We start from the raw sequence: 25693 nt of genomic DNA on the forward strand, positions 1-25693 counted from the left end.
GGATTTCCGTTGCGGCAAGGGGGCAAATTCTTTTCGATCAAACATTTACCACTGGTGCAAAATTAGTTGACATCCACCGCTGGAGCGATAGAAATAAAAATGCACACCGGGATAATAATGACAGGTGTGGGCCAACGAGCCGACACATTGCGTCCAGGGAGAGGAAAGACCAATGTCCAAGCACAAGATTTTTGCGTCGTCGCTGGCGATCGGCGCCAGCATCGTCGCGATGACGGGCAGCGCACTGGCGCAGGACGCGGCGCCGCCCGCACCGGCACCGGAGCAGGCCGCCGAGCAGGGTTCGAGCGCACCGGTCAGCACATCAGACATCGTCGTGACCGGGTCGCGGATCGTGCGCGACGGCTATACCGCGCCGACGCCGGTGACGGTCGCCACGACCGAGGAATTGTCGCGCACGACGCCGTCGAGCATTCCCGACGCGCTCAACAAGCTGCCGCAATTCTCCAATTCGCTGAGCCCCTCCAAGTCGGCGTCGAATTTCTCGAACGCGCCGATCCACGGCAATGTGCTCAACCTGCGCGGCCTGGGCACGCCCAGCGCCAATCCCAAGGGGCCGCTGCGCACGCTGATCCTGTTCGACGGCATGCGCGTGTCGCCGACCGAATATATCGGCACGATCGACACCAACGTCCTGCCGCAGCTGCTGATGCAGCGGGTCGACGTGGTGACAGGCGGCGCCTCGGCCCAATGGGGGTCTGACGCGGTCGCGGGTGTCGTCAACTTCGTGCTCGACAAGAAATTCACCGGCATCAAGGGCGTCGCCCAGGCGGGTATTTCGGATGAGGGCGACAATGCCAACCAGCGCCTCGGCCTGGCAGTCGGCCAGGATTTTGCCGGCGGACGCGGGCATATCCTGCTGAGCGGCGAATATTCCAACAATGAAGGCATGCTGCGCAGCGATCGCGACTATGCGACCAAGGGCTATAGCTATGTCGGCAGCGTCGTGGGTTGCACCAAGCTGGCGAGCGAGCCGGCGTCGGTCTGTGCGCCGGGCGGCGCGCGCAATCCCTATACGATCGGGTCGAACATCCTGATTTCGGCGCTGGCGCCCAATGGCCGCATCACCGCCTCCAGCGTGGCAGGCAATCCCTATGTCGGGCAGGTCATCAACAATGATGGCACGACGCGCCCGTTCAATACCGGCACGGCGGTCGGCACGACCGGCTTTCAGTCGGGGGGCGACGGTTACCAGATCCCGACCACCGGCGCGGCGGTCATCCCGCTGACCACCTATCAGGCGTTCGGGCGGCTGAGCTATGATGTGACCGACGACATCAACGCCTTCGTCCAGGGCAGCTGGTCGCGCTCGGACCTGGAATATTCGACCCAGGTGAACGCGCTCGTCCCCTCGTCGCAGGGCGTCACCATCTACAAGGGCAATCCCTATCTGTCGTCCGCGCTGGATTCGGCGCTGACGTCTGCGACCGACAGCTACACCGTCGGCCAATATGATGCCGGCCAGCCGACCGCCATCGCCAAGGAGCGGACCGATTACTGGATGGTCAATGCCGGCTTCACCGGCAAGCTGGGCGGGCTGGACTGGAGCGCCACCTACTCGCATGGCGACTCCAAGCACATCCTGGCCAATTCCGGCCTCTATGACAGCAAGAAGCTCTATGCGGCGGCGGACGCGGTGGTCGATCCCAGCACCGGCCAGATCACCTGCCGGGTGCTGCTCGATCCGACCTATGCCAGCCAATATGCGGGCTGCAAGCCGATCGACGTGCTGCATGGCGATCCGTCCAAATCGACGCCCGAAGGCTATGCCTATGCGACCGGCACGTCGCGTTACCGGGCCAGCATCCGTCAGGACAGCTTTGCGGTGAACCTGAGTGGCAGTCTGTTTGACCTGCCGGCCGGGCCGGTCGACTTCGCGGTCGGCGCGGAATATCGCAAGCAGACGCTGAACCTCACCAGCAATGCCGATCCCTCGCTGCTCGACACGGCGGCCGAGCGCAGCGCCTATTTCGCCGGCCTGCGCGGGGTGCCGGCCACCACCAACTTCTACTGGCTGACCAATGTCGGCACGGCGCATGGCAGTCTGAACGTCAAGGAAGCCTATGCCGAACTGGCGGTCCCGATCCTGAAGGACAAGCCCTTCTTCCGGGAACTGAGCATCAACGGCGCGGGCCGCATCACCGACTATTCGACGTCGGGCACGGTCGAGACCTGGAAGGTCGGCGCAACCTGGAAGCCGGTCGACGACCTGTTGCTGCGTGCCACCCTGTCGCGCGACATCCGTGCGCCCAACCTGTTCGAACTTTATTCGGGGGCGCAGAGCGGCATCGGCATCGTCAACGATCTGCAGACGGCCGATGGCAGCTATGGCAGTGGCCTCAACCAGAATGTGAACACGGTCACCAGCGGCAACGCCAATCTGAAGCCGGAAAAGGCCAAGACGCTGACGATCGGTGGCGTGCTCACGCCGTCCTTCTTCCCCGGCTTCTCGCTGTCGGTCGACTATTACAAGATCAAGGTCACTGGCCTGATCGACACGCTTTCGTCGCAGCAGATCATCACCAACTGCTATAATGCGGGCGGATCGGGCGTGGCCGAATGCGGCCTGATCGATCGGGCGACGCCGACCAGCCTGCCCTCGCTGGTGCATATCGTGCCGGCCAACATCGCCTTCCTGAAGACCGCCGGCATCGATTTCGACGCCAGCTATCGCACGGCGATGGGCGACGGGGCGCTCAGCCTGCGGCTCTACATGAACTATCTCGACAAGTTCGATGCCCAGCAATATGCGGGCGCGCCGATCGCCCATTATGCGGGCGTCAGCGTGGTCGGCAGCAACCCGGCCGGCTTCCCGCGCTGGCGCGGCAATTTCTCGATCGACTACAGCAACGGGCCGTTCGGCATCACCCTGTCCGAACAATATATTCACAAGATGCGGCTGGATATTCCCGGTGGGCCGGTGCCGATCCAGTTCGTCGACGATAAGGTGAAGGCGGTCTGGTATACCGACCTGGCCATGCGCTTCACCGTGCCCCAGGGGAATGGCAATTTCGAGCTGTTCGCCAACGTCAACAACCTGTTCGACAAGCAACCGCCGATCATTCCGGGCACCGTGCCGGGCGTGAACCTGCCCACCAATATCGCGGTCTACGACTTTATCGGCCGGGCCTTCACGGCGGGCGTCCGCTTCAAATTCTGATAAAAGTCGAAGAGCCATTCGGGGCAAGCCGCTGGAGGCCGGATCATCCGGTTTTCAGCGGCTTTTTTCGTGTCGAGGGGTGGGCGCGCCGTCCTAGAGGGACTGGCGCTAACAGCCGCTAAAAACGCCCGATGTGGGATCTGCGGTCAGCTGTCACATCTGGTGATGGAAGGGGGTGGTGGACGCACTTGGGCTCGAACCAAGGACCCGCTGATTAAGAGTCAGCTGCTCTACCAACTGAGCTATGCGTCCACACTGGCCTATAAACGATCCGCTGGGGGATCGAACCTGCATCAGGCCGATGCAGGATTTGGTGGACGCACTTGGGCTCGAACCAAGGACCCGCTGATTAAGAGTCAGCTGCTCTACCAACTGAGCTATGCGTCCATTCCGTTGTCGGTCAGTCTTGGTGGCTGATCGCTTCGGTGTGGGCGGGCTGTTAGCAGGCACATTTGATTCTGCAAACAGTAAATTGCGTTATCGCACAATTTTTTCGCGAGAGGCCTGCTCAGGCCCAGTTGCCGATGCGCGTGGTGCGCTTGGTCGAGCGGTCGATCGACATGATGATGCCCACGCACAGCATGACGGTCAGCATCGACGAACCGCCATAGGACATGAAGGGTAGGGGGATGCCGACCACCGGCGCAAGGCCCATGACCATCATCAGGTTGATCGCCATGTAGAAGAAGATGGTGGTGGTGAGGCCAGCCGCGACTAGGCGCGCGAACTTGTCGGGCGTGCGCAGCGACACGCGGATGCCCCAGCGGAACAGCAGCATGAAGGCGCCGATCAGGAACACGCCGCCGGCCATGCCCCATTCCTCGGCCATGGTGGCGAAGACGAAGTCGGTATGGCCTTCGGGCAGATATTGGAGATGACTCTGCGTGCCCTGGAGGAAGCCCTTGCCCCAGATGCCGCCGGAGCCGATCGCGATCTTCGACTGGCTGATATGATAGCCCGCGCCCAGCGGATCGCTTTCCGGGTCCATGAAGATCAGGACGCGCTTCTTCTGATAGTCATGCAGGAAGCTGAAGGCGATCGGGATGATCGCGGCGACGGTGAGGCCGGAACCGATGAACAGGCGCAGCGGCAGGCCGGCCAGGAACATGACGGTGATGCCGCCCGCCAGGATCATCGTCGCAGTGCCCAGATCCGGCTGTACCAGCACCAGCGCCCAGGGAACGCCGATCAGCACCAGCGCGGGCCAGATGGCGTTCCAGCGGCGGATTTCCCCCACTGGCAGCATCGCATAGAAGCGGGCGACCGCCAGCACGATGATTGGCTTCATGAATTCCGACGGCTGCAACTGCATGAAGCCCAGGTTGATCCAGCGCTGGCTGCCACCGGCAACGCCGCCGATCAGTTCCACCAGCACCAGCGACACCAGCACCGCGCCATAGGCGGGGAAGGCAAAGCGGGCGAACAGTTCCAGCGGTATGCGGCTCAGCACCAGCGCCATGACGGCGAAGATGACGAAGCGCACCCCCTGGTTGATTGCCCAGGGGGTGATGCTGCCACCCGCGGCGCTGTATAGCACCAGCGTCCCGAACAGGGCGATGGCGGCAAGCAGGCCCAGCACGCGCCAGGGAAATTCGGTGACGGACTGGGGTATGATGCTCATTACGGGTTTCCAGGGCCGGGGGGCGCGGGCAGGTCGTCGCCATCATCGGGCTCAGCCGATGACGGGGCTGGTGGTGGCGTGCTGGCGGCGGGCGTGCTGGCGGTCGGCGCGGTCGCATTGGCGGCCTCGCTGCCATTGGCTGCGGCGGCCGGCGGCGGCGCCTGTCCCTTCTCGATCGCCTTGGCCAGGCGGAAGGCGGCCATCTGTCGGGCCTGGCGTTCGGCCGGGGTGCCGCCCCAGCCCTTTTCCAGCGTGACCAGCTTCTCCATCGCTTTCTGCGGATCGAACAGATAGGACATGGTATCGCTGGCGATCATCGGCGCATCCTCGTTGCGGATGGTGTGGCCGCCATGTTCGATGATGCAGGCGATGGCATAGCGAGGATTGTCGAACGGTGCGAAGCCCTGGAACAGGGCGTGGTCGCGCAGCTTGAAGGGCAGGCCGGCATTGCCGCGCACGCCGCCGGCGCGCTCCGCCATGGTGATGCGACGCACCTGCGCCGTGCCGGTCTTGCCGGCGATCAGCACATTGGGGATGCTCATGCGCGCCGCACCGCCGGTGCCGCCGCCATTGACCACCGCGCTCATCGCGTCGCGGATCGTCACCAGATGCTCCTCGGGCACGCCGACCAGTGCCGGTTCGGGCCGGGCCGCACCATGCAGGAAATTGGGCATCAACTGCCGTCCGGTCGCCAGGCGCGCCGCCATCACCGCCATTTGCAGCGGATTGATCAGCATATAGCCTTGGCCGATGGTCGCGTTGACGGTGTCGTATACCTGCCATTTCTGGTTGTATTTCTTGAGCTTCCACGCCGGGTCTGGGACCGTGCCATAGCTCTGGCTGGGGAAGGGCAGGTCGAAACGCTGGCCCATGCCGACGCGCCGGGCCATGCTGGCGATCCGGTCCATGCCGATCCGCTGGGCCATCTGGTAGAAATAGATGTCGCAGCTCTGGGCGATCGCGCCGCGCATGTTGAGCGGACCGTGGCCGCGCTTCTTGTGGCAGTGAAACAACGTGTTGCCGACGCGGATCGCGCCGCCGCAACTGACCGTCTCGGCCGGCGATACGCCCGCCTCCAGCAATGCCAGCGCCACCATCGGCTTGACCGTCGATCCGGGTGGATAGAGGCCCTGCAGCACCTTGTTGCGCAGCGGGACATGGTCGTCCTTCGACAGCATTTCCCATTCCAGATGGCTGATGCCGTCGGAAAAGCTGTTGGGGTCGAAGCTGGGCATCGATGCGCAGGCGAGCACGTCGCCATTATGGCAGTCGATCACCACCACCGCGCCGCTCTGGGTGGCGAGGCGCCGGCCGGCATATTCCTGCAGGCCCGCGTCGATCGTCAGCTTGATCGGATTGCCGGGCGTGTCGGGCCGCGTCGTCAATTCGCGCACGATCTTGCCGCGCGCGGTGACTTCCACCCGCTTGGCGCCGGGCTTGCCGGTCAGATGCTCGTCATAGGCGCGCTCCAGCCCGTCCTTGCCGACCTTGAAGCCCGGCGTGATGAGCAGCGGGTCCTTGCGCTTCTTATAGTCTTCCGCGGTCGCCGCGCCGACATAGCCGAGCAGATGGCCGACCGTGGCACCGGCGGGATAATGGCGCGAAAAGCCCTGGCTCGGCGCGACGCCCGGCAGGTCGGTCAGGCGGACGGAGACGGCGGCGAACTGGTCATAGGTCAGCTTGTCGGCGACCTGGACCGGGCGGAAGCCGGCCGACTTGTCCAGTTCCTCCTTGATCCGATCGACATCGTCGGGCTGGAGCGAGAGGAGTTGCGCCAGATGGCCCACCGTCGCCTCGGCATCGACGATCCGCTGCGGGATCAGGTCGACGCGGAAATCGGTGCGGTTATTGGCCAGCGGCCGGCCGTTGCGATCGACGATCCAGCCGCGCCGGGGCGGGATCAGCGTCAGGTTGACGCGATTGCTTTCCGACAGGAGCTGATATTTCTCGTTCTCGGCAATGCTGATCCAGCCCATGCGGCCGACCAGCAGCGCGCCGATCGCGCCCTGCAGCCCGCCGACCACCATGGCCCGGCGGCTGAAGGTGAAACTCTGGGTGGCTTCGGTGACGATCTTGCGCTTGGGCGTCGGGAATTTCATGCCATCACGCGCCAGCGGTCGATCCGGGCACATTGCCGGACGACGAAGGGAAAGAGCAATATCGTCCAGAGCATTTGGGGCGCGACCAGCAACAGTTTCACAGGACCTCCGCCGGTAATTCGCGCAAAGAAGACGCCGCCGGCCAGGCAGAAGATAATCGCCATGGTCGCGATTAACCAGTCCTGACGATAGCTGCGCCAGACGAGCCGATGCTCGATCGCGTCGATGCCGATCAGCATCACGGTCCACAGGAACATGGCGGAGCCGATCGGCTGGCCGCTCATCATGTCGTCGAACAGGCCGAGCGGCAGGCCGACCCAGGCGCGCCACAATTCCGGGCGCAGCAGCCGCCAGGCCAGCAGGATCAGCAGGCCGAAGGGCGGCATCGCCGGCGACTGGGCGATGACGGGCAGGATCGTCAGCATCGACCCCAGCATCACGGTCACCACCGGCGTTCCCGCCAGGCGCCAGCGCGACGGATGGCGGCCCAGGCGGGGAACCGGCGGCAGATTGCGATCGATCATGGCGTCGCGGCGTTCCCGGCGGCTAGGCCATTGGGGTCGCTGGTCGCGGCCACGCCCGGATCGGGGCGGGTCACGATCTGCTCGAAGGCGCGCTCCACCACCACGGCATCGACCTTGGTCGGGTTGGCGAGCGGCACGCCATAGGCGATCTCGCCCTGGACGCGGACGACCACGGCGACCGGGATATTGGGCTGGAAGATGCCGCCAATACCCGACGTCACCAGCAGGTCGCCCGGCTTGAATGGGTTGCGACCGGCCGCCAGCGCGCGGATCTCCAGCGATCCGTCGCCGCCGCCGGTGGAAATGGCGGGGACATTGTCGTTGGCGCGGCGCACCGGCACGATATTGCTCGTGTCGGTCAGCAGCAGCACTTCGGCGGTGTTGGGCGTAGTCGTGTGGACGCGGCCGATCAGCCCCTCGGCCGCGCGCACCGGCATGCCCGGACGCACCCCCTGCCAGCTGCCGGCATTGAGCCGGGCGAAGCGACGCGCGCTGCTGGCGGACGAGCTGATGAGGCGCGCCGACAGCAGGGCGCTGCTGTCGACATCGACCAGCTTCAGCAGCTTCTTGAGCCGCGCATTTTCCTGCGCGATGCCCTTCGCCTCGATGATCCGGTTGCGATCGGCCTCGACTTGACGGCGCAAGCCGACATTCTGGGAACCGGCGCGCCAATAGGCGGCCAGAACCTCGTCGATCGAGCTGACGCCGCTCACCGTCCGCTTCATGCCGGTGGACAGGGGGCGGGTGATTTCCGCCGTCCCTGTCCGGATCGCAGCAAAGCCGGTCGGATCGAAGATGGCGACAACGATCAGGAGCAGCGCGATCGCTGCCCCGGCCATTGCCACCACATAGCTGGCGAAGAGGCTATATTGCGCCTTCCGGTTATGACCGGGGCGTCGGCTGGGTGGCCGCGCCATCGTCTATGTCCCCCGGATCAGGCAGTCTGCAACACGCCCCGGAAGATCGGATCCTCCATCGCGCGGCCGGTGCCGATCGCGACGCAGGTCAGCGGATCTTCCGCGATGGTGACCGGCAGGCCGGTCTCGTCGCGCAGTTCATCGTCCAGGCCCTTGAGCAGCGCGCCGCCGCCGGTCAGGACGATGCCCTGATCGACAATGTCGGCCGCCAGTTCGGGCGCGGTATTTTCCAGGGCGATGCGGACGCCTTCGACGATCGTGCTGATCGGCTCGGCCAGTGCGTCGGCGATCTGGCCCTGGTTGATGCTGATTTCCTTGGGCACGCCGTTGACGAGGTCGCGACCCTTGATGTGGATCGTCTCGCCGACGCCGTCCTCGGGCGGCTGAGCGACGCCGAACTGCTTCTTGATGCGCTCGGCAGTGGCTTCGCCGATCAGCAGATTATGGTGGCGACGCACGAAGCTGACGATCGCCTCGTCCATCTTGTCGCCGCCGACGCGGACCGAGGTGGTGTAGGCGAGGCCGCGCAGCGACAGCACGGCGACTTCGGTCGTGCCACCGCCAATGTCGACGACCATCGAGCCGATCGGCTCGGTCACGGGCATGTCGGCGCCGATCGCGGCGGCCATCGGTTCCTCGATCAGGAACACCTGGCTGGCGCCGGCATTGCTGGCGGCGTCGCGGATGGCGCGGCGCTCGACGCTGGTCGAACCCGACGGCACGCAGATCACGATCTCGGGCGCGCGCCAGGGGCTGTGCTTGCCGCCATGCACCTTGTTGATGAAGTGCTTGATCATCTGCTCGGCCACGTCGATGTCGGCGATGACGCCGTCGCGCAGCGGGCGGATCGCCTCGATCGAATCCGGGGTCTTGCCCATCATCAGCTTGGCATCGTCGCCGACCGCCTTGACGCGCTTGACGCCGTTCAGCGTCTCGACCGCGACCACGGAAGGTTCATTGAGGACGATGCCGCGGCCACGGACATAGACCACGGTGTTGGCGGTACCCAGGTCGATGGCCATGTCCTGGGAGGAAAATTTGAAGAGGCGCGAGAAGATCGACATGCTTCATCCTGTTTCGCCCGGTTGCGCCGGGACGGCAGTGTTCGTGTCCGCGCTCCGTCCCGCCCAAATCTATGCTGGAATATTTTTGGGGTCGCGGCTCGCGGAAAGCGCTCGCTTGGGCTAGTCACTAATCAATGTCAATACGCCGTCTGCCCGAACATCTGGTCAATCGCATTGCCGCAGGCGAAGTGGTCGAAAGACCCGCCAGCGCGCTCAAGGAAATCGTCGAAAACGCGCTGGATGCCGGCGCGACGCGCATCGCCGTGCGCCTGTCGAGCGGCGGGCTCGACCGGATCGAGGTCAGCGATGACGGCTGTGGCATGGATTCGCAGGACATGGCCCTGGCGCTGGAGCGCCATGCCACATCCAAAATGCCTGACGACGCGATCGAGAATGTCGCGACGCTGGGTTTCCGGGGCGAGGCGCTGCCCTCGATCGCCTCGGTTGCGCGCCTGTCGATCGACAGCCGGCCGCGCGGCGCCGACGGCTGGAACCGCACCGTCGACAATGGCGTGCTGGTGGCCGAAGGGCCGGCCGCACTGCCGCCCGGCACCCGCGTCACCGTCGACCAGCTCTTCGCCAGGGTGCCGGCGCGGCGCAAATTCCTGCGCTCGGCCAAGTCGGAATATGCCGCCTGCCTCGACGTCATGCGCCGCCTCGCCATGGCCCATCCGTCGGTCGCCTTCTCGGTCGAGCATGACGGCCGCCGCGTGCTGGGCGTGCAGGCGGGCGAGGCGCGGGAGGAGCGGGTCGCCGCGCTCACCGACCGGCAGCTTGCCGACAATCATGTCATCGTCAGCCTGGAGCGGGACGGAGTGCAGCTTTCCGGCGTCGCCTCGCTGCCGACCTACAATCGGGGCGTTGGCGATCATCAATATCTGTTCGTCAATGGCCGCCCGGTCCGCGACCGGCTGCTGATCGGCGCACTGCGCGGCGCCTATGCCGACATGCTGGCGCGCGATCGCCATCCGGTGGTCGCCCTGTTCCTCGACGTCCCGCCGCTGGAGGTGGACGTCAATGTCCATCCCGCCAAGACCGAGGTGCGTTTCCGCGACCCGGCGCTGATTCGCGGCATGATCGTCTCGGGCCTGCGCCGTGCGCTCGATGCGGAGGGTTTTCGCGCCGTGCAGCATGCCGATCCCGCCGCGCTCAACGCCTGGCGGCCCGAACCGCTGTCGCCCACGCCGATCGGTGCCATGCCGATTTTCGAGGCGGCCGCCACGCCCTATGCGCCGCCCAGCTACAGCCAGTTCGCGCCATCCTCGCCCGCTGGCTATCAGGGCGTCGGGGATCGGCGGCCGAATTTCCTGACCCCGCCGCCCCAGGCGCGGGCCGAACCTGCCGCTGCGCCCGCACCCGAAGGGCACAGCTTCCCGCTGGGCGTCGCCCGCGGTCAGGTTGCCCGCACCTATATCGTCGCCGAGGCCGAGGATGGCCTTGTCATCGTCGACCAGCATGCCGCGCATGAGCGGCTGACCCTGGAACGGATGCGCCGCGCGATGGAGGGGCAGGGTGTCGCGTCGCAGGCACTTCTGCTGCCCGAGGTGGTGGAACTGGATGAGCCGGCCTGCGACCGGCTGGAGGCTCGGGTCGCCGAACTCAAGGAATTCGGCCTGGAACTGGAGCGCTTCGGTCCCTCGGCCATGCTGGTGCGCGCGACCCCGGCGATGCTGGGGCAGGGCGATGTGCAGGGGCTGGTCTCCGACCTTGCCGACGATCTTGCCGCCTATGACAGCGCGCTGTCGCTCAAGGAACGGCTCGATCTGGTCGCCGCGACCATGGCCTGCCACGGCTCGGTCCGTGCCGGCCGTATCCTCAGCGTCGCGGAAATGAACGCCCTGCTGCGCGAAATGGAAGTGACCCCGCGCTCGGGCCAATGCAACCATGGCCGGCCCACCTGGGTGAAGCTCGGCCATGGCGATATAGAGAAATTGTTCGGGCGGAAGTGACGGCCTGGCGTCAGTGCCAGGCTGTCCCCAGTAATGCCAACCATCCGCGCGCATCCGCCTGGCTTGCGGGCCTGGGCGCGCCATAGCCGCGGCATTCCAGGCAGTCGGCGCGCACGCCCGCGCCGCTGACCAGTCCGCGCACATCGGCGACGGCCTGCAGCGCCCAGCGCTGCTGCAGCTTCGCCTCGCGGCCGATCAGATCGCGCGGGGCGCCGGCATCGTCCTTCTCGCGGTCGGCGATCGACTGGATGAACTCGGCGAACTTGTCCGGCTGCTTCTCGATCCAGTAGGGCTTGGCCTTGGCCGGATCGATCTTGGCGCGGCGTGCGGCCTCGGCGATCGCGTCGTTGAGGTCGCCGAACCGGTCGACCAGGCCGATCTGCCGGGCGGTGCCGCCGTCCCAGACGCGGCCCTGGGCGATGGTGTCGATCTGCGCCGGCGTCTTGTGCCGGGCCTGCGCAACCAGGCCGACGAAGCGGCGATAGATATCCTCGACCCCCATCTGCATGATCTGGTCGAATTGCGGCGTGGTGCCGCCGGCGATGTCGGGCTGGCCCGACAAAGGCGTGGTGCGCACGCCGTCGGTGGTGATGCCCATCTTGGCCAGCGTGCCCTCGAAGCTCGGGATGATGCCGAACACGCCGATCGATCCGGTGATGGTATCGGGTTCGGCAAAGACGATGTCGGCCGGGGTCGAGACCCAATAGCCGCCGCTTGCCGCGACATTGCCCATCGACACGACGATCGGCAGGCCGCCGGACTTGGCCTCCATGATGGCGCGGCGGATCTTCTCCGACGCCTGCACCGATCCGCCCGGCGAATCGACGCGGACGACCAGGGCCTTCAAGTCCTTCTCGTCCAGCGCCTTGAGCAACAGGTCGGAAATCGTGTCGCCCGCCGCCGTGCCGGGGCCGGCCTCGCCATCGACAATGTCGCCGGCCACGGTGAGGACGCCGATCTGCCCGTCATTGGCGGGCTTCCTGGCCTTCACATAGGCGGCATAGTCGATCGCGGCATAGTCGGTGTCGTCCTTGTCGGACGGATCGCCCGCGACCTTGGCGACGCGCTCTTCAAAGGCGTCCTGATCGCCCAGATGGTCGACCAGCCCGGCGGTCAGCGCAGCCTTGGCCATGTCGCCGCCGGCAGCGCTGGCGGCGGCGGCGGGATCCGCTGCATAGGCCGCAATCTTCGCCTTGGGCCGCGCCCTGGTCACGTCGTCCTGCCAGTTCTGCCAAAGCGCGCCGGCCAGTTCCTGATTGGCCTGCTTGGCGGCGGGCGACTGGTCGGCGCGGATATAGGGTTCGACGAAGCTTTTGTAGGTGCCGACGCGATAGACATGGGTGTTGACGCCCAGCTTGTCGATCAGCCCCTTGTAATAGAGGCCGGAGCCGCCGCGTCCGGCGATGGCGACGCCGCCCATCGGATCGACCCAGGCTTCGCTGGCATGGGCGGCGAGCTGATAGCTGTCGTCGCTATAGAGGGTGGCAAAGGCGAAGACTGGCTTCTTGGCGGCGCGCACCGCGTCCAGCGCCTTGCCGACGCGGGCGATGGCGACCTGGCCGCCGCCGGTGAAATCGTCGAGGTCGAGCACGACCGCCTTCACCTTGTCGTCGGTGCGGGCGGCGTCGAGCGCGGTCAATATGTCGGACAGGCGATATTCCTTCGCCTGATCGCCCGAGCCCGACAGGATGGCGGTGGCGCTGACCTCCGCCGGCTGCTCGACGATCGAGCCATCCAGATCCAGCAGCAGCGCGCCGCTGCCGATCGGCTTGGCCGGCTTGGGCGAGAAGGACAGGGCGGCATAGAGCAGCCCGAAGAAGAGCAGGAGGAACAGGAGCACCAGTCCGTCCTTGATCGCGACCAGGATGCGCCACGCGCCCTTCACAAATGCCAAATCGCCGTTCCTTTTCCGTTGGTCGTCCCGAGCTATCGCATCGCCGGTTTGACTGCAATGTGGGCTTGTCCTGACCCGCGACAAGCTTGCGCCCATAATTTTGCCCGCTATGGCAGGCGCATCTTTCGCCCCTATCGTGCAGGAGACACGCCCGATGCCCACGCTCGTCCTCATCCGCCATGGTCAGTCGACCTGGAACCTGGAAAACCGCTTCACCGGCTGGTGGGATGTCGACGTGACAGAAAAGGGCGCGGAAGAGGCGCGCGCCGCTGGCCGGCTGATGAAGGAAAAGGGGCTGGATTTCGACCAGTGCTTCACCTCGCTCCAGACCCGCGCGATCAAGACGCTGAACCTGGCGCTGGAGGAAATGACCCGGCTGTGGCTGCCGGTCGAGAAGGACTGGCGCCTCAATGAGCGCCATTATGGCGGCCTCACCGGCCTCAACAAGGCCGAGACCGCGGCCAAGCATGGCGACGATCAGGTCAAGATCTGGCGCCGCAGCTTCGACATTCCGCCGCCGGTGCTGGAAGCGGGCAGCGAGTTCGACCTGTCGAAGGACCGCCGCTATGACGGCATCGCCATCCCCTCGACCGAGAGCCTGAAGGACACGATCGCCCGCGTGCTGCCCTATTGGGAAGGTCGCATCGCCCCCGAACTGCGCGCCGGCAAGCGGGTGCTGATCTCCGCCCATGGCAATTCGCTGCGCGCGCTGGTCAAGCATCTGTCGAACATTCCCGACGACGAGATCACCGAGCTGGAAATCCCGACCGGCCAGCCGATCGTCTATGAGCTGGCCGACGATCTGACCGCGACCGATCGCTATTATCTGTCGGAACGGTAATTCGGCCCAGCCGATACGGAAAACCACATTGCCCCTTGGCGGCCCGGCCGCTAAGGGGCTTTGCTTTCCGGGCAGGCCGGTGGGCCGCCCCATCAGGGGAAGCGATTTATGAGCGGGGCAGTGGAAGTCGGCATCATCATGGGCTCGCGCTCCGACTGGGAGACGATGCGTCATGCCGCCGAGACGCTGGAAGCGCTGGGCGTCGCCCATGAGTGCAAGGTCGTGTCCGCCCATCGCACCCCGCAGCGCCTCTATGATTATGCCACCAGCGCAGCCGGCCGGGGCCTCAAGGTCATCATCGCCGGTGCCGGCGGGGCCGCCCATCTGCCCGGCATGGCCGCATCGATGACCCGCCTGCCGGTGCTGGGCGTGCCGGTGGAGTCCAAGGCCTTGAAGGGCATGGATTCGCTGCTCTCCATCGTCCAGATGCCCGGCGGCATCCCGGTCGGCACGCTGGCGATCGGCAAGCCCGGCGCGATCAATGCCGGCCTGCTCGCCGCGTCGATCCTGGCGACGCATGACGATGCTCTGGCGCAGCGGCTGGACGAATGGCGTGCGCGCCAGACCGACGCCGTCGCCGAAACCGTCGAGGACTGATCCCGATCATGACGACCATTGCCCCCGGCGCCACCATCGGTATCCTTGGCGGCGGCCAGCTCGGCCGGATGATCGCCATGGCCGCGGCCCAGCTTGGCTATCGCACCCATATCTACGCGCCCGAGGAAAGCGGTCCCGCCGCCGATGTCTCGCCGAGCTGGACCCAGGGCGCCTATGAGGATGCCGCCGCGCTCGCCGCCTTTGCCGAGGGCGTGGACGTCGTCACCTATGAGTTCGAGAATATCGATCCGTCGGCGGTCGAGGTGCTGGCGAGCCATGGGCTGGTCCGCCCCGGCGCCGGCGCGCTGCGCATCGCGCAGGATCGCCTCGCCGAAAAGCGCTTCGTCGCCGATCTGGGCGGCCTGACCGCGCCGTTCGCGCCGGTCGACAGCCTGGACGACCTGGAAACCGCGATCGAGACGATCGGCAGCCGCGCGATCCTCAAGACCAACCGCATGGGCTATGACGGCAAGGGCCAGGCCCGGATCAACGAGCCGGGCGACGCGGTCGGCGCCTGGAATGCGATTCAGCGCCAGCCCGCGATCCTCGAAGGCTTCGTGACCTTCGATCAGGAATATTCGGTGATCCTGGTGCGTGGTGCCGACGGCGCGGTGCGCTTCTGGGATTCGGCCGCCAACGTCCATGTCGACGGCATCCTCGCCACCTCGACCGTGCCGGCCGGTTCGCTGATCGAGGGGCAGTTGCCCGCCGCCCGTGCGCTCGCCAAGCAGGTGGCCGATGCGCTCGACTATGTCGGCGTGCTGACGCTGGAATTCTTCGCCAGTGCCGATGGCCCGGTGTTCAACGAAATGGCGCCGCGCGTCCATAATAGTGGCCACTGGACGACCGAGGGTGCGCTCACCAGCCAGTTCGAGAACCATGTCCGCGCGATCTGTGGCCTGCCGCTCGGCGATACGGGCCTGGCCGCCCGGCAGGTCGAGATGCGCAACCTGATCGGCGACGATGCGGCGGAATGGCTGGCGATCCTGTCCGACCCGGAAAATCATCTCCACCTCTATGGCAAGCATGAGGCGCGTCCGGGCCGCAAGATGGGGCATGTGACGCGGTTGTCGCTTTAATCTATTTACCTCGTCATCCCCGCGCAGGCGGGGATCCATCTCGCGGGTTCGCCCCATTGCCTTGGTTCGGTGATGGATTCCCGCCTGCGCGGGAATGACGAGATTTTTTGGCGGAGGAAGCGCGATCATGAGCGAGCAGCCCGACATCGTCCTGATCCTGGCCCGCGCCGACAATGGCGTGATCGGCCGGGATGGCGACCTGCCCTGGCGGTTGCCGGCTGACCTCAAACATTTCAAGGCGCTGACCTCTGGCCATCCGATGCTGATGGGGCGCAAGACGTTCGACAGCCTGCCCGGCCTGCTGCCCGGCCGTCGCCATATCGTGCTGACCCGCGACCGGGACTGGACGGGCGAGGGGGCGGAGGTCGCCCATGATGTCGATGCCGCGATCGCACTGGCCGACGCGTCGGTGCTGATGGTGATCGGCGGCGCGGAAATCTATCGCCTGTTCCTCGACCATGCGGACCGGATCGAACTGACCGAGGTGCATGTTGACGCCGAAGGTGACACCCATATCGGCTATCCCGATCCGGCGGACTGGCGCGAAACGGCGCGCGCGGATCATCCCGCGCTGGACGGGCGCCCGGCCTACAGCTTCGTGACGTTCGGCCGTCGCCCGTAAATCTTCCGTCATTGCGAGCGCAGCGAAGCAATCCATGGGCGCCGGTGGATTGCTTCGCTACGCTCGCAATGACGACAGGGATGTGTGGACATGATCGCCAATTGCCACGCCCTGTGTGTCACCCTATAGCCCCGGCCATGGAGCGGCTTACCAGCAATGCCCCGATCCCTGCGCATCTGCGCGGCGGCGTCATGGCGCTTGGCAATTTCGACGGCTTTCATGCCGGCCATCAGGCGGTGGTCTGCCGCGCGATCGCGCGTGCGCGGGCGGAGGGGCGGCCGGCGATCGTCGCCACCTTCGATCCCCATCCCATGCGTCTGTTCCAACCCGATACACCACCCTTCCGCCTGACCACGCTGGACCAGCGCCAGGCGCTGTTCGCCGCCGCCGGCGCCGACGCGATGCTGGTGTTCGACTTCACCCGTGAACTCGCCGCGCTTGACCCGGCCGGCTATGTCCGCCTGCTGATGGAGCAACTGGGCGTCGCCGCCGTCGTCACGGGCGAGGATTTTACCTTCGGCAAGGGTCGCAGCGGCACCATCGCCAGCTTCGGCGAACTGGGCCTGCCGGCCGAAGCGGTCGCACCGGTCATGGACGCGGAGGGAGTTATCAGCTCCAGCCGCATCCGCGCCGCATTGCAAGCCGGTGATTGCGCCACCGCCACCCGCCTGCTGACGCGCCCCTTCACGATCCAGGGCATGGTCCAGCACGGCGACAAGCTGGGCCGCACCATCGGCTTCCCGACCGCCAATATCGACCTTGGCCCCTATCTGCGCCCGGCGTTCGGCATCTATGCCGTGCGCGGGCTGCTGGCCGATGGCCGGGTGCTAGACGGCGCCGCCAATCTCGGCATTCGCCCGACCTTCGATCCGCCCAAGCTGCTGCTGGAGCCGCATTTCTTCGATTTCGCCGAAAGCCTCTACGACCAGAGCATCGAAGTGCAGCTGATCCACTATCTCCGGCCGGAGGCGAAATATGATGGCCTCGACCCGCTGATCGCGCAGATCGCACGCGACTGCGACGACGCACGGCAAATCCTTGCGGGAACGCCTTACCTCGCTTAATGCCCCCTGACCTCACCCGTTCGTGCTGAGTAGGGGCTGAGCCTGTCGAAGACCCGTATCGAAGCATTCATCCTTCGATACGCCATTTCGACTTCGCTCAATGGCTACTCAGGACGAACGGATTTGCTTAATTTGCCGGACCCCATATGACCGACCAGCCCGATTATAAAAGCACCGTCTTCCTTCCCGTCACCGACTTCCCGATGAAGGCCGGCCTCGCGCAGAAGGAACCGGCGATTGCCGCGCGCTGGGCGGCGATGGACCTTTACGGCAAGCTGCGCGAGAAGCGCGCCGGCCGCGAACGCTTCATCCTGCATGACGGCCCGCCCTACGCCAATGGCGACATCCATATGGGCCATGCGATGAACAAGGTGCTGAAGGACATCATCGTCCGCAGCCAGTCGCTGCTCGGCAAGGATGCGCCCTATGTCCCCGGCTGGGACTGCCACGGCCTGCCGATCGAATGGAAGATCGAGGAGGAATATCGCAAGAAGAAGCTGAACAAGGACGAGGTGCCCGCGTCCGAGTTCCGCGCCCAGTGTCGCGCCTATGCCGACAAATGGGTGGACGTGCAGAAGGAGCAGTTCAAGCGCCTGGGCGTGATGGGCGACTGGGCCGATCCCTATCTCACCATGAAGTTCGACGCCGAAGCGACGATCGTCGGCGAGCTGCTGAAGTTCGCGGAAAGCGGCCAGCTCTATCGCGGCGCCAAGCCCGTCATGTGGTCCCCGGTCGAAAAGACCGCGCTGGCCGAGGCGGAAGTGGAATATGAGGACATCACCTCGACCCAGATCGACGTGGCGTTCGAGATCGTGGAAGCGCGGCTCGAGGGTTTGGTTGGTGCTTATGCCGTCATTTGGACCACGACGCCGTGGACGATCCCGGTAAATCAAGCGCTCGCGTACGGAGAAGACATCCAATATGTAATTCTGGTCGCAGACCGGAAATATGTTGTCGCGAAGGAGTTGGCGGAATCCTTCATTGCGCGGACCGGCATTGAAGTTACTGAACGCTCCGAATGGGCGCCGGGCAAAGAATTGTTCGCCGGCGCCGTCGCGCGTCACCCGATGCACGCGCTCGGCGGCTTCTTTGCCAAGCCGCGTCCGTTCCTCGCGGGCGATTTCGTCACGACCGATGCGGGCACCGGCCTTGTCCATATGGCGCCCGACCATGGCGAAGACGATTTCGCGCTGTGCAAGGCGAACGGCCTGAACCCCGTCTTCGCGGTCGAGGGTGACGGGAAGTATCGCGCCGACTGGCTGTGGCTGGGCGGGCAGGGCTCGGTCATCAACCCCAAGTTCGTCGGCAAGGATGGCCCGATCTGCACCGATTTGCGTGAAGCGGGTGCGCTGCTCGCCGCGTCGGACGATTTCAAGCACAGCTATCCGCATAGCTGGCGCTCCAAGGCGAAGATCATCTTCCGCTGCACCCCGCAATGGTTCATCCCGATGGACAAGCCGCAGGACGGCGTGGTGGCCGATGTCGATGGCGGCGTGATGCCGACCCCGATCGTCAGCAGCAACGGTCCGACCCTGCGTGAAGTCGCGCTCGACGCGATCGAGCATACGCGCTGGGTGCCGGAGCGTTCGACCAACCGCATCCGCTCGATGGTGGAGGGGCGCCCCGACTGGGTGATCAGCCGCCAGCGCGCCTGGGGCGTGCCGATCGCGCTCTATGTTCATCGCAAGACTGGCGATTATCTTGTTGATCCGGCAGTCAATGCCCGCATCATCGAGGCGTTCAAGGGCGCTGGTGCCGACGCCTGGTTCGGCGCCGATCATCAGGCGCTGCTCGGCCCCGATTATGACCTCAATGACTATGAGGTCGTGAACGACATTCTCGACGTCTGGTTCGACAGCGGCTCGACCCACAGTTTCGTGGTCGAGGGCCGCTATGGCGAGGGCACGCGCGCCGACCTCTATATCGAAGGGTCGGACCAGCATCGCGGCTGGTTCCAGTCCTCGCTGCTGGAAAGCTGCGGCACCCGCGGTCAGGCGCCCTACAAGGCGGTGCTGACCCATGGCTTCGCGCTCGACGGCTCGGGCAAGAAAATGTCCAAGAGCCTTGGCAATGTCGTCGATCCGCTCAAGATCATGGCCGAAAGCGGCGCCGACATCCTGCGCGTCTGGGTCGCCAGCACCGACTATTTCGATGACGTCCGCATCGGCAAGGAAGTGCTGGCCGGCTCGTCCGACGCCTATCGCAAGCTGCGCAACACCTTCCGCTACATGCTCGGCGCCCTGTCCGACTATGATGAGAGCGAGGCGGTGTCCTACGCCGAGATGCCGGAGCTGGAGCGCTATATGCTCCACCGTCTGGCCCAGCTCGACGCGGAACTGCGCGCGGTGGTCGACAAGGCGGCGAAGAGCGAGAACTGGCTGGAATTCAGCCGCTACACCCGCGCGATCTTCGATTTCGCGAACAGCGACCTCAGCGCCTTCTTCTTCGATATCCGCAAGGATTGCCTCTATTGCGATGCGAAGTCGGATCCCAAGCGTCGCGCCTATCGCACCTTGCTGGATACGTTGTTCCATGCGCTGGTCCGCTATGTCGCGCCGATCATCCCCTTCACCGCTGAGGAAGTATGGCAGAGCCGCTTCCCAAGTGACCAGGATAGCGTCCATTTCCTGGAATGGCCGGAGGTCGACCATCGCTGGATCGACAATCATCTGAACGACAAATGGGCGGAGCTGCGCGACCAGCGCGAGCAGGTCAACGAGGCGATCGAGCCCTTCCGCCGCGAGAAGGTGATCCGCTCCAGCCTGGAGGCCGATGTCACCATGGGCGAAATGCTGCCCAGCGACGGTGTGAACTTCGCCGAAATCGCCATCGTCGCCCGGATCGAGATGGGCGTGGGCGACGGCATCATCGTCAAGCCCAGCGAGTGGCACAAGTGCGGCCGCTGCTGGCGCCTGCTGCCCGAGGTCGAGGAAGATGGCACGCTGTGCAATCGCTGTGATGAGGTGTTGAAGGCATGAGTGCCATCAACCATCGCCCGCTGGGGCTGACGGTCGCGATCGTCACCCTCGCGCTCGACCAACTGGTCAAATATACCGTCACCTATCCGCTCGCGCTGCAGAGCCGGGCGGATGCGGGGATCGAGATACTGCCCTTCTTCCGCCTGCGCTGGCTGGAAAATCGCGGCGTGTCGATGGGCTTCTTCCATGCCGACAACGACACGATGCGCTGGATGCTGGTCGGCATGACCATGTTGATCGCCGGCTTCGTGGGGGTGTGGATGTGGCGCGAAAAGGCGCGGTCGGACGTCGCGGCGCTCGGCCTGGTGCTGGGTGGCGCGATCGGCAATATCGTCGACCGGATGCGGCTGGGCTATGTCGTCGACTATGCCGACCTGCATTTCGGCGAATGGCGCCCCTTCCTGATTTTCAACCTGGCCGACGCGGCCATCACGTTCGGCGTGCTGATCCTGCTTGCGCGGGCGCTGCTGCTGCGCGAGAAGGGCGCAAAGACGGAGACCCTGAAGTAATGCGTAAACTGATCCTCGCCGCCGGCCTTGTTGCAACCCTGTCGGCGTGCGGCGGCGGTGGTAACGGCCTGCTCAATCGTGGCCGTCCCGACGAGTTCGCTGTGACGCGCCAGGCGCCGCTGGTCGTGCCGCCCGATTTCGCGCTGGTTCCGCCCGCGCCGGGCACCCCGGCTGCTGCCACGGTCGATTCGAGCCGCGCCGCGCAGGAAGCGCTGTTCGGCGGTCCGGCCCCGCGCAGCGCATCGGAAAGCGCGGCGCTGAACTCGGCCGGCCGTGGCACGGCCGCCGCCGGCATCCGCTCGCAGGCAGGTGATCCGGGTACCGAAGTGGTCGACAAGGGCGCCACCACCCGCGACATCATCGCTGCGCCCGAAGGCGACGGCCAGGACGCCCGCGCCGCCACCGGCACGCAGACGACCCCGCCGCAGCAATAATCTAGGGGGAAGGGGGCGTCTGATCGTCCCCTTCCGCAAAGGCCTTGAGCCGGGCGAGCGTGCCATCCCATTGCGCGCCGACCCGGCCGAGCCAGTCCTGCGCCGCCGCAACCGCTTCCCGGCGCAGCGCGAAATGCACTTCCCGCCCCTGCTTGCGCCTGCGCACCAGCCCGGCGCCGTACAGCACATCCAGATGCTTGGCCACCGCCTGACGGCTGATCGGCAGGCCTTCGCCCAGTTGCACGATCGAGCGCCAATTGCCGTCGCCCAGCCGTGCGATGAGGCTGAGGCGCGTGGGATCGCCCAGTGCGGCGAAAATCTCAGCCGGTGACATGGTCGCGGATATTCTTCACCTGTTCCGCCCAGCCGCCGTCATTGTCGCGCATGACATTGGTCCGGCGCGGTTCGGGCACCGCATCGAACCCGCTTTCGGTGACGGTCAGGCGGGTGCCGCCGTCGATCGGTTCCAGCACGAACTCCACCAGCGTCCATTCGGGGACCGGCACGCCGCTCTCCATCAGCGCCTTGTCGCCGCCGGTCGCAGGCCATTCATAGGCAAAACGCGTCATCGGCTCGATCGCCACGACCCGCGCTTCCCAGCGATAATCCTCATAGCCCGGATAGGTCATGTGTCCGGTCGAGGGCTGGCCGATGGCGAAGGGCTGGTCGAGCGCGACGCGGAACCAGGTGCCGAATTGCGCATGGTCGGTCAGGGCGTCCCATACCCGTTCTATCGGTGCGGCGATATCGATCGTCTTGATGATGCTGTCGGTCATGATAGGCAACCTCCTGATTGCCTATATGCGCCTTCCGACTGGTATGTGCAACTATATGGTTGCTCTATAGCGGCCCGCCGGCGTAGCGGATAGAGGCCCGTCCGGTTGCCCGCACCGGCAGATACAGGCCCTGACCGTGGGCATTAATCTGGCCGATTTCCGTGCTGTCCAAATTGGTGCGGATGCGGAAATGCGGGGTTTTGCGGTCGCCGATGGCGCGCCGGATCTTGCCCTTCAAATCCTCCAGATCATGGCTGAAATTCTGGCTGAGCGCGCCGGCGATGGCGGCGGAAAAGGCAGGACTGCCGGCCAGCGCGATCAGGATGTCGCCGCCGATCCCGTCGCTGGTGCCGGTCACCTGCAAATCCTCGAAATGGACCAATGCCGAATTGGGCTGGTTGACGGGGCGGGCGGTCAGCCAGACGGTGCCATGGGTGTCTCCTACCTTGCCGCTTGCCGGACGCGCCGCGAGCGTGACGCCCACCGCAATGCGGTTGCCCGTCGTGCCATAGGCGACCAGCTTGTCGAACCGCGCGATGATCGAGCCCAGCTTGGGCAGTTCGAACGGACGCGCGGCGCGCTTGTGCAGGGCGCGCAGGATGACCGGCTCCAGCTGGGCATAGTCGGCCCGCACCGGCAGGAAGAAATGCAGCGCATCATTGATCGGCGTACGCGCTGGTGATGGCAGTCCGGTCGGTTGCGGATCGACCGGCCGGTCGCCGACCACGGTTTCGGTCAGCGCCTCGATCCCCAGCCGGAAGCGCAGTTGGGCGCCGCTGTTGCCATAGCCGTCGAACAGGAAGCGTTGCGGCGTGATGCGCATCCATACCGGCGGATCATGGTCGTTGAGCGAAAGGCTGGTAAAGGCCGCGCGCCACAGCCGTTCGATCTTGCTGCGCAGGTCGAGCTTGGCCAGTTCGTGCGGCAATTGTCGTTCGAGGTCGCGCAGAACCGGCGCGATCTTGCGGTCGACCTTGTCGGCGAAGGTGATGCGCTGGCCGAGGAAATCGATGCCGGGCGTCTGGGTCCAGTCATAGCTGAGCTTCAGCGTGCCGTGGGGGCGCCACTGGTCATCGATGCCGAGCTGAAGTCGGGCATGGGCCATGGCGTCGCCGGTGGCGGTCTCGCCTTTCAGCAGCCCGCCGACATCGCGGGCGCTGACCTGCGCATGGATCGGGATGTCAGCGATCAGGTCGCGGCCATTGCCGCGCAGGCGGATCGGCCCGCGCGTGACTTCACCGATGATGTGGCAGTCGATCGGCGGCGTCACCTTGATCTGCTTGCCGAACAATTTGACCCGCTTGGGCTGGACGCAGCGCGTGCCTGGCCGGTCGATCCGCCAAAGCTGTCGCGGCATGGCGCGTTCGATCGCCTGGGCAATCAGGGCGCGGTCGATTTCCACCGGAACGCTGATGATGGAAGATGCGCTGGTTGCCGGCACGGGATCATTGGCGCGCGGCGGCGGTTCTACCACCTGTTTCTCCGAACAGGCAGCGAGCAGCGGCAGGAGCAGCAGCCAGCGATGATGTCGACCCGGCAATGCTCTGCCCAACCGCCTTCTCCCGGACATGGTCCAGCGGAAGGCAGGCTAGGGCAGTTGGGTGAGGAGGTCCAGCGCGGACCTTCAGGCCCGCGCTTCCTCCACCCCGGCGCTGTTGTGGCGCAGCGCCGTCAGCACCGTGTCGACGATCGCATCGGCATCCAGCCGCGCGTCGGCATATTGCTGTTCGGGCTTGTCCTGATCCTGGAAGATGTCGGGCAGGCGCATGGTGCGGATCTTGAGGCCATTGTCGGTCAGGCCAAGGTCGCTCGCCAGCGTCAGGACATGGGCGCCAAGGCCGCCGATCGAGCCTTCCTCGATCGTCACCGCCACCTCATGGGTGGTCAGCATCCGGCGGATCAACGCCTCGTCCAGCGGCTTGGCGAAGCGCAGGTCGACGACGGATGCCGACAGGCCCTTGGCCTCCAGCGTGTCGGCGGCCTTCATCGCTTCTTCCAGCCGGGTGCCGAGCGACAGGATCGCGACCTGGCGCCCTTCGCGCACGACGCGGCCCTTGCCGATCTCCAGCGCTTCGGGAACCTCCGGCATGGCGACGCCGGTGCCGTTGCCGCGCGGATAGCGGACCGCGATCGGCCCGCTGTCGTGCATGGCGCAGGTATGGACCATGTGCGTCAGTTCCGCCTCGTCGGCCGCGGCCATCACGACGAAATTGGGCAGGCTGGCGAGATAGGTGACGTCGAAGCTGCCGGCATGGGTGGAGCCGTCGGCGCCGACCAGACCGGCGCGGTCGATGGCGAAGCGCACGGGGAGGTTCTGGATCGCGACATCATGCACCACCTGGTCATAGGCGCGCTGCAGGAAGGTGGAGTAAATGGCGCAGAAGGGGCGCATCCCCTGCGCCGCGAGGCCCGCCGCGAAGGTCACGGCATGCTGTTCGGCGATGCCGACATCGAAGGTCCGGTCGGGGAAGGCCAACTCGAACTTGTCGAGCCCCGTGCCCGACGGCATGGCGGCGGTGATCGCGCACACGCGCGGGTCGCGCTCGGCCTCGGCGATCAGCGCCTGGGCGAAGACATTGGTGTAGCTGGGCGGCCCCGGAGGGGCCTTCGCCTGGGTGCCGGTGATGACGTCGAACTTCTGCACGCCATGATATTTGTCGGCGGCCGCTTCGGCCGGGCCATAGCCCTTGCCCTTCTGGGTCACGACATGGATCAGGCACGGCCCTTCGGCTGCATCGCGGACATTTTCCAGCACCGGGATCAGATGTTCGAGATTATGGCCGTCGATCGGGCCGACATAATAGAAGCCCAGTTCCTCGAACAGGGTGCCGCCGGTCGCCATGCCGCGCGCGAACTCGTCGGTCTTCTTGGCCGCCTTGTGCAGCGGGCGGGGCAGTTTGCGCGCCAGCTTCTTGGCCATGTCGCGCAGGCCCAGAAACTCGCGGCTCGACACGAGCCGGGCGAGATAGGCGGACAGGCCACCGACCGGCGGGGCGATCGACATGTCATTGTCGTTGAGGATGACGACCAGACGGTTGCCGGCCTCGCGCGCATTGTTCATCGCCTCATAGGCCATGCCGGCCGACATGGCGCCGTCGCCGATCACGGCGATGCCCTTGCCGGGCTTGTCCTGCATCTTGTTGGCGACGGCAAAGCCCAGCGCCGCGCTGATCGAGGTCGAGCTGTGCGCCGCGCCGAAGGGATCATATTCGGATTCGGCGCGCTTGGTGAAACCGCTGAGGCCGCCGCCCTGGCGCAGGGTGCGGATGCGATCACGCCGCCCGGTCAATATCTTGTGCGGATAGCATTGGTGGCCGACGTCCCAGACCAGCTTGTCGTTGGGCGTGTCGAACACATAATGGATGGCGGTGGTCAGTTCCACGACACCCAGGCCCGACCCCAGATGGCCGCCGGTCACGCCGACGGCGGCGATGGTTTCGGCGCGCAACTCATCGGCCAGCTGGCGGAGCTGGTCGGGCTGCAGCTTGCGCAGGTCGGCGGGGATATTGACGGTGTCGAGCAACGGCGTGGACGGATTGGACATGGG

20 protein-coding genes and 2 tRNA genes are annotated in these 25693 nt (G+C 65.6%); 10 read left to right on the forward strand and 12 right to left on the reverse strand.

Features of this window, described 5'->3' with window-relative positions; translation table 11 throughout:
• The first annotated feature begins 172 nt into the window (after window positions 1–172).
• Window positions 173–3178, forward strand: a complete 3006-nt coding sequence (locus CG471_RS10835; RefSeq protein WP_099231883.1) for a TonB-dependent receptor domain-containing protein — start codon at window positions 173–175, stop codon at window positions 3176–3178.
• A 176-nt stretch (window positions 3179–3354) separates the two neighbouring features.
• Here the strand turns inward: CG471_RS10835 and CG471_RS10840 are convergent.
• The 7 genes from CG471_RS10840 to CG471_RS10870 all read right to left on the reverse strand — a co-directional run bounded on the left by CG471_RS10840 (window position 3355) and on the right by CG471_RS10870 (window position 9403).
• A tRNA-Lys gene (locus CG471_RS10840) sits at window positions 3355–3430 on the reverse strand.
• A 59-nt stretch (window positions 3431–3489) separates the two neighbouring features.
• Window positions 3490–3565: transfer RNA gene (locus CG471_RS10845), tRNA-Lys, on the reverse strand.
• A 121-nt stretch (window positions 3566–3686) separates the two neighbouring features.
• Complete coding sequence (rodA, locus tag CG471_RS10850; protein WP_017499258.1) at window positions 3687–4799, reverse strand: rod shape-determining protein RodA; 1113 nt, start codon at window positions 4797–4799, stop codon at window positions 3687–3689.
• Window positions 4799–6898 (reverse strand): penicillin-binding protein 2, encoded by a 2100-nt coding sequence (mrdA, locus tag CG471_RS10855; protein WP_099231884.1) that lies wholly within the window; start codon window positions 6896–6898, stop codon window positions 4799–4801. The genes rodA and mrdA overlap by 1 nt, the downstream gene beginning before the upstream one ends.
• A complete protein-coding gene (gene mreD, locus CG471_RS10860) occupies window positions 6895–7422 on the reverse strand; it encodes a rod shape-determining protein MreD (RefSeq protein ID WP_004212357.1) in 528 nt (175 codons plus the stop codon). The genes mrdA and mreD overlap by 4 nt, the downstream gene beginning before the upstream one ends.
• Window positions 7419–8339, reverse strand: coding sequence for a rod shape-determining protein MreC (mreC, locus tag CG471_RS10865; protein ID WP_004212358.1), 921 nt, complete (start codon window positions 8337–8339; stop codon window positions 7419–7421). Before mreC ends, mreD begins: the two co-directional genes overlap by 4 nt.
• A gap of 17 nt (window positions 8340–8356) precedes the next feature.
• Window positions 8357–9403: a rod shape-determining protein gene (locus CG471_RS10870; protein ID WP_004212359.1), complete on the reverse strand. Its 1047-nt coding sequence runs from the start codon at window positions 9401–9403 to the stop codon at window positions 8357–8359.
• 134 nt (window positions 9404–9537) lie between these two features.
• On the opposite strand from CG471_RS10870, the gene mutL reads away from it, so the two are divergent.
• A complete protein-coding gene (mutL, locus tag CG471_RS10875; RefSeq protein WP_004212360.1) occupies window positions 9538–11352 on the forward strand; it encodes a DNA mismatch repair endonuclease MutL in 1815 nt (604 codons plus the stop codon).
• Window positions 11353–11362: 10 nt separating this feature from the next.
• On the opposite strand, the gene sppA is transcribed toward mutL, so the two are convergent.
• Window positions 11363–13246: a signal peptide peptidase SppA gene (gene sppA / locus CG471_RS10880; RefSeq protein WP_099231885.1), complete on the reverse strand. Its 1884-nt coding sequence runs from the start codon at window positions 13244–13246 to the stop codon at window positions 11363–11365.
• Between the two features lie 154 nt (window positions 13247–13400).
• Here sppA and gpmA point away from each other — a divergent pair, with 154 nt between their 5' ends.
• From gpmA to CG471_RS10920, 8 genes are all read left to right on the forward strand, one after another.
• A complete protein-coding gene (gene gpmA / locus CG471_RS10885) occupies window positions 13401–14087 on the forward strand; it encodes a 2,3-diphosphoglycerate-dependent phosphoglycerate mutase (protein WP_004212364.1) in 687 nt (228 codons plus the stop codon).
• Between the two features lie 108 nt (window positions 14088–14195).
• Window positions 14196–14684, forward strand: a complete 489-nt coding sequence (gene purE, locus CG471_RS10890; RefSeq protein WP_099231886.1) for a 5-(carboxyamino)imidazole ribonucleotide mutase — start codon at window positions 14196–14198, stop codon at window positions 14682–14684.
• Between the two features lie 8 nt (window positions 14685–14692).
• The gene (locus tag CG471_RS10895; protein WP_099231887.1) at window positions 14693–15763 is read left to right on the forward strand and encodes a 5-(carboxyamino)imidazole ribonucleotide synthase; all 1071 of its coding nucleotides are present in this window, start codon (window positions 14693–14695) and stop codon (window positions 15761–15763) included.
• Window positions 15764–15890: 127 nt separating this feature from the next.
• Window positions 15891–16385, forward strand: coding sequence for a dihydrofolate reductase (locus CG471_RS10900; protein WP_099231888.1), 495 nt, complete (start codon window positions 15891–15893; stop codon window positions 16383–16385).
• Between the two features lie 137 nt (window positions 16386–16522).
• The gene (locus CG471_RS10905; RefSeq protein ID WP_099231889.1) at window positions 16523–17449 is read left to right on the forward strand and encodes a bifunctional riboflavin kinase/FAD synthetase; all 927 of its coding nucleotides are present in this window, start codon (window positions 16523–16525) and stop codon (window positions 17447–17449) included.
• A 146-nt stretch (window positions 17450–17595) separates the two neighbouring features.
• Complete coding sequence (gene ileS, locus CG471_RS10910; protein ID WP_099231890.1) at window positions 17596–20427, forward strand: isoleucine--tRNA ligase; 2832 nt, start codon at window positions 17596–17598, stop codon at window positions 20425–20427.
• Window positions 20424–20936: a signal peptidase II gene (gene lspA, locus CG471_RS10915; RefSeq protein ID WP_004212370.1), complete on the forward strand. Its 513-nt coding sequence runs from the start codon at window positions 20424–20426 to the stop codon at window positions 20934–20936. The genes ileS and lspA overlap by 4 nt, the downstream gene beginning before the upstream one ends.
• Window positions 20936–21370 carry a DUF3035 domain-containing protein gene (locus CG471_RS10920; protein ID WP_004212371.1) on the forward strand — a complete coding sequence of 145 codons (435 nt, stop codon included), beginning with the start codon at window positions 20936–20938 and terminating at the stop codon, window positions 21368–21370. Before lspA ends, CG471_RS10920 begins: the two co-directional genes overlap by 1 nt.
• A 1-nt stretch (window position 21371) precedes the next feature.
• Here the strand turns inward: CG471_RS10920 and CG471_RS10925 are convergent, their stop codons facing one another.
• From CG471_RS10925 to dxs, 4 genes are all read right to left on the reverse strand, one after another.
• A complete protein-coding gene (locus CG471_RS10925) occupies window positions 21372–21704 on the reverse strand; it encodes a helix-turn-helix transcriptional regulator (RefSeq protein ID WP_099231891.1) in 333 nt (110 codons plus the stop codon).
• Entirely contained in the window at window positions 21691–22146 is a 456-nt protein-coding gene (locus CG471_RS10930) for an SRPBCC family protein (RefSeq protein ID WP_099231892.1), read from the reverse strand. The genes CG471_RS10925 and CG471_RS10930 overlap by 14 nt, the downstream gene beginning before the upstream one ends.
• A 64-nt stretch (window positions 22147–22210) precedes the next feature.
• Entirely contained in the window at window positions 22211–23698 is a 1488-nt protein-coding gene (locus CG471_RS10935) for a DUF4403 family protein (RefSeq protein ID WP_218964247.1), read from the reverse strand.
• 72 nt (window positions 23699–23770) lie between these two features.
• The gene (gene dxs, locus CG471_RS10940) at window positions 23771–25690 is read right to left on the reverse strand and encodes a 1-deoxy-D-xylulose-5-phosphate synthase (RefSeq protein ID WP_069338186.1); all 1920 of its coding nucleotides are present in this window, start codon (window positions 25688–25690) and stop codon (window positions 23771–23773) included.
• Window positions 25691–25693: the final 3 nt, after the last annotated feature.

This window comes from Sphingobium sp. IP1 (assembly GCF_002708645.1).
GTDB classification, from domain to species: domain Bacteria; phylum Pseudomonadota; class Alphaproteobacteria; order Sphingomonadales; family Sphingomonadaceae; genus Sphingobium; species Sphingobium yanoikuyae.

Coding starts and splice junctions, on each gene's coding strand:
- mreC (WP_004212358.1), bottom strand. CDS start 8,339: ATGGCGCGGCCACCCAGCCGACGCCCCGGTCATAACCGGAAGGCGCAA.
- dxs (WP_069338186.1), bottom strand. CDS start 25,690: ATGTCCAATCCGTCCACGCCGTTGCTCGACACCGTCAATATCCCCGCC.
- CG471_RS10895 (WP_099231887.1), top strand. CDS start 14,693: ATGACGACCATTGCCCCCGGCGCCACCATCGGTATCCTTGGCGGCGGC.
- mutL (WP_004212360.1), top strand. CDS start 9,538: ATGTCAATACGCCGTCTGCCCGAACATCTGGTCAATCGCATTGCCGCA.
- purE (WP_099231886.1), top strand. CDS start 14,196: ATGAGCGGGGCAGTGGAAGTCGGCATCATCATGGGCTCGCGCTCCGAC.
- mreD (WP_004212357.1), bottom strand. CDS start 7,422: ATGATCGATCGCAATCTGCCGCCGGTTCCCCGCCTGGGCCGCCATCCG.
- CG471_RS10905 (WP_099231889.1), top strand. CDS start 16,523: ATGGAGCGGCTTACCAGCAATGCCCCGATCCCTGCGCATCTGCGCGGC.
- lspA (WP_004212370.1), top strand. CDS start 20,424: ATGAGTGCCATCAACCATCGCCCGCTGGGGCTGACGGTCGCGATCGTC.
- CG471_RS10900 (WP_099231888.1), top strand. CDS start 15,891: ATGAGCGAGCAGCCCGACATCGTCCTGATCCTGGCCCGCGCCGACAAT.
- CG471_RS10925 (WP_099231891.1), bottom strand. CDS start 21,704: ATGTCACCGGCTGAGATTTTCGCCGCACTGGGCGATCCCACGCGCCTC.
- rodA (WP_017499258.1), bottom strand. CDS start 4,799: ATGAGCATCATACCCCAGTCCGTCACCGAATTTCCCTGGCGCGTGCTG.
- CG471_RS10870 (WP_004212359.1), bottom strand. CDS start 9,403: ATGTCGATCTTCTCGCGCCTCTTCAAATTTTCCTCCCAGGACATGGCC.
- CG471_RS10930 (WP_099231892.1), bottom strand. CDS start 22,146: ATGACCGACAGCATCATCAAGACGATCGATATCGCCGCACCGATAGAA.
- gpmA (WP_004212364.1), top strand. CDS start 13,401: ATGCCCACGCTCGTCCTCATCCGCCATGGTCAGTCGACCTGGAACCTG.
- CG471_RS10835 (WP_099231883.1), top strand. CDS start 173: ATGTCCAAGCACAAGATTTTTGCGTCGTCGCTGGCGATCGGCGCCAGC.
- ileS (WP_099231890.1), top strand. CDS start 17,596: ATGACCGACCAGCCCGATTATAAAAGCACCGTCTTCCTTCCCGTCACC.
- mrdA (WP_099231884.1), bottom strand. CDS start 6,898: ATGAAATTCCCGACGCCCAAGCGCAAGATCGTCACCGAAGCCACCCAG.
- CG471_RS10920 (WP_004212371.1), top strand. CDS start 20,936: ATGCGTAAACTGATCCTCGCCGCCGGCCTTGTTGCAACCCTGTCGGCG.